The organism is Mesorhizobium sp. WSM4828 (assembly GCF_055811175.1).
Map to the genome: position 1 here is coordinate 1 of NZ_JBVVQK010000072.1, position 3344 is coordinate 3344.

Annotated in this window: 3 protein-coding genes; all 3 read left to right on the forward strand. The window is 61.8% G+C overall.

Annotated features, from left to right (window positions below):
* The coding region (locus AC0L2X_RS32215; RefSeq protein ID WP_473601184.1) for a FixG Ig-like domain-containing protein at positions 1 to 654 on the forward strand (654 nt) is incomplete at its 5' end.
* A complete protein-coding gene (locus AC0L2X_RS32220) occupies positions 651 to 1148 on the forward strand; it encodes a FixH family protein (protein ID WP_473601185.1) in 498 nt (165 codons plus the stop codon). The genes AC0L2X_RS32215 and AC0L2X_RS32220, both read left to right, overlap by 4 nt.
* Positions 1145 to 3344: cation-translocating P-type ATPase (locus AC0L2X_RS32225; protein WP_473601186.1), on the forward strand; the 2200-nt coding region annotated here is incomplete at its 3' end. The genes AC0L2X_RS32220 and AC0L2X_RS32225, both read left to right, overlap by 4 nt.

Below are 3344 nucleotides of genomic sequence, written 5' to 3' on the forward strand. Positions count from 1 at the left end.
TGCGCGCTCTGCATCGACGCTTGCGACGGCGTCATGGACAAGCTCGGCAAGGAGCGGGGACTGATCTCCTATGCGACGCTGTCCGATTACAACGCCAACATGGCGGTAGCCACCGCAGGCGGTTCCTGCTCGGTGAACCCGTCGCTCGTGCGGACCGACGGCGGCGCTTTCTCCGATAGGTTGGCCCATTTCCATCTCCGCAAAATCTTCAGGCCACGCACCTTCGTCTACATGGGCGCGTGGTCGGCGATCGGTCTTGCCCTGCTCTATTCGTTGCTGACGCGCGACCGGCTCGAGGTCAGCGTTCTGCACGACCGCAATCCGCAGTTCGTGACGCTGTCCGATGGATCGATTCGCAATGGTTACACCGTCAAGCTGCTCAACATGATCCCCGAGCCAAGGACGGTTGTCGTCACCATGCAGGGCTTAAAAGGCGCCGAAATGAACGTCGTCGGGATCGACCTGCCTGCAGATCGCTCATTTGCCATCGCAGTCGAACCAGACCGGCTGAAGATGCTGAAGGTTTTCGTCCGCCAGCCGGCTGAACAGCTCCAGGGGCAAGCGCAAACATTCAAGTTCCGGGTCGAAGACAAGGCAAGTTTCGAAGTCGACGAATACACGGCCACGTTCAACGCACCGGAGATCCTTAGATGAGCATCAATATGCGAAGGCCCAGCGAATTTACCGGAAGGCATATGCTGCTTACCATTCTCGGCTTTTTCGGTGTGGTTGTTGGCGTGAATGTGACCATGGCCACGCTGGCCAGCACAAGCTGGACCGGTCTTGTCGTTGAAAACACCTATGTGGCGAGCCAGCAGTTCAACAAGAAGGCCGAGGAGGGGCGCGCCCAGGCCGCACTCGGCTGGACCGGCAAACTCACCATCGCATGGGGCGAGGTCCGCTACAGCCTCAGCGATGCCGCCGGCACGCCCATTCCCTTGCATTCTGTGAAGGTTCTGTTTCGCCACCCCGCTTATGAGGCGGAGGACAAGTCCGTCACTCTGGCCTCAACTACAGGCCAGGAATTTGCGGCGCAGCACACGCCGAGAGATGGCGTCTGGATCGTCGAAGTCGATGCCGATGCTGGTCTCGCCGAACCCTATCGCGATGTCCGTCGGATCATGATTTCCCAAGGAGCGCTGCAATGAGCTGCTGCGCGCCGGGCGCTGAAATGGCGCTGGCTCTCGATAGGGTCACACCCGTCTTGCCGTCAAACCAGGAAGTCAAATTGGCGAGCCGCTCGCTTGGCGATGATCTTCACCAGACCGACCTCTCAGTGCCGAGCGTTCACTGCGGCGCCTGCATACAAACGATCGAGACAGCACTCGAAAAGCTCGATCGCCTCGAAGACGCACGGGTCAACCTGTCGACGAAACGGGTTTCGATCCGCTGGCGTGGGAATGAGGCACCGCCATTCGTCGCTGCGCTTGAGCGGCTGGGCTACCCAGCGCATCTTTTCGAGCCCGAGGTTGATGGAAAAGACAAGACGCTTTCGGAACTGATCCGCGCCGTCGCGGTTGCCGGCTTTGCGGCGGGCAACATCATGCTGCTTTCGGTCTCGGTCTGGTCCGGCGCTGACGGTGCGACCCGCGACCTGTTCCATTGGATCTCGGCGCTGATTGCCATCCCTGCCCTCGCCTTCGCCGGCGGCATTTACTTCCGCTCGGCATGGAACGCGTTGCGCCACGGCCGCATGAACATGGATGTGCCGATTGCTGTTGGGGTCTCGCTCGCCTATGCGATGAGCCTCTACGAAACCATCAACCATGGCGACCACGCTTACTTCGACGCATCGGTATCGCTGCTGTTCTTCCTGCTGATCGGCCGCACGCTTGACCACGTGATGCGGGAGCGTGCCCGGACCGCGGTGAACGGCCTGTCACGGCTGGCGGCGCGTGGCGCCATGGTGATGCGTGATGATGGCACGCGCGACTACCGGCCTGTTGGCGAGATAGAACCCGGCATGCAGTTGCTGATCGCTGCGGGTGAGCGGATTCCGGTCGACGGCAAGATCATTCGAGGCTTCTCGGATCTCGACTGTTCGCTGGTTTCCGGTGAGAGCGTTCCCAGAACCGTGGCGTCAGGAGAAGCCGTACAGGCAGGCATTCTCAATCTCACGGGCCCACTGACGGTCGAGGCGACAGCCGCCGCAAAACACTCTTTCCTGGCAGAGATGGTCCGACTAATGGAAGCGGCCGAGGGCGGTCGCGCGCATTATCGCCGGATCGCCGACCGCGTTTCGGCGCTCTACGCGCCGGTGGTCCATCTGACCGCATTCGTGACGTTTCTCGGCTGGATGGTGGCCATCGGCGACTGGCACCGGGCAATAACGATCGCCATCGCGGTCCTCATTATCACATGTCCCTGTGCGCTCGGACTCGCCGTGCCGATCGTGCAGGTTGTCGCCGCGCGGCGTCTGTTCGAAGCTGGCGTCATGGTCAAGGACGGTTCCGCCATGGAGCGCTTGGCGGCAATCGACCTCGCGGTGTTCGACAAGACCGGCACGCTTACGCTGGGACAGCCCCGGCTCCTCAACGCACCGTCCATCCACCCGACCATGCTGGCAATCGCAGCCGATATGGCCGCGCATTCCCGTCACCCGCTTTCAAAGGCCATTGCAAACTTTGCAGGTTTCGCCGGCCAGCCAAAGCTCGAGGCTGTCAGCGAGCACCCCGGATTCGGCATCGAGGCCACTGCCGCGGGCAGCACCTGGCGGCTGGGTAGGCGCGGATGGGCTGGATGGAAGGCCCGAACCGGGGGCGAAAGCAGATATGGCGGAACGGTTCTGACGAAAGATGGGATCATCGTGGCTTCCTTTGTCTTCGAGGACGCGTTGCGTGCAGACGCCAGAGCGGCCGTCGAGCAATTGAACCACGCGAGTGTTTCCGCGCACATGCTGTCGGGCGACACCGCGGCTGCCTGCGCCGAGGTCGCGGGGACGTTGGGCATCCATGACTTTGTTCCGGCCCTGCTTCCTTCGGGCAAGGTTGAGTATATCGAAACGCTGGCGAAGGACGGCCACAAGGTGCTGATGGTTGGCGACGGTCTCAACGACACCCCTGCACTGAGCGCGGCACACGTCTCGATCGCTCCTGCCACGGCCGCCGATGTCGGCCGCAAGGCAGCGGATTTCGTGTTCCTGCGCGAAAGCCTTTCGGCCGTACCCCTTGCCCTCGACGTCTCGCGCAAGGCCGGACGACTGATCCGGCAAAACATCGCCATCGCGATTATCTACAATGCCGTCGCCGTGCCGATCGCCATTTCGGGGCACGTCACACCGTTGATCGCCGCAATCGCGATGTCCGCCTCGTCGCTGCTTGTCATCGGAAATGCATTACGCCTGG

Bases quoted from the DNA above. Each gene is read 5' to 3' on its own strand.
- AC0L2X_RS32220 (WP_473601185.1), top strand. From the start codon at position 651: ATGAGCATCAATATGCGAAGGCCCAGCGAATTTACCGGAAGGCATATG.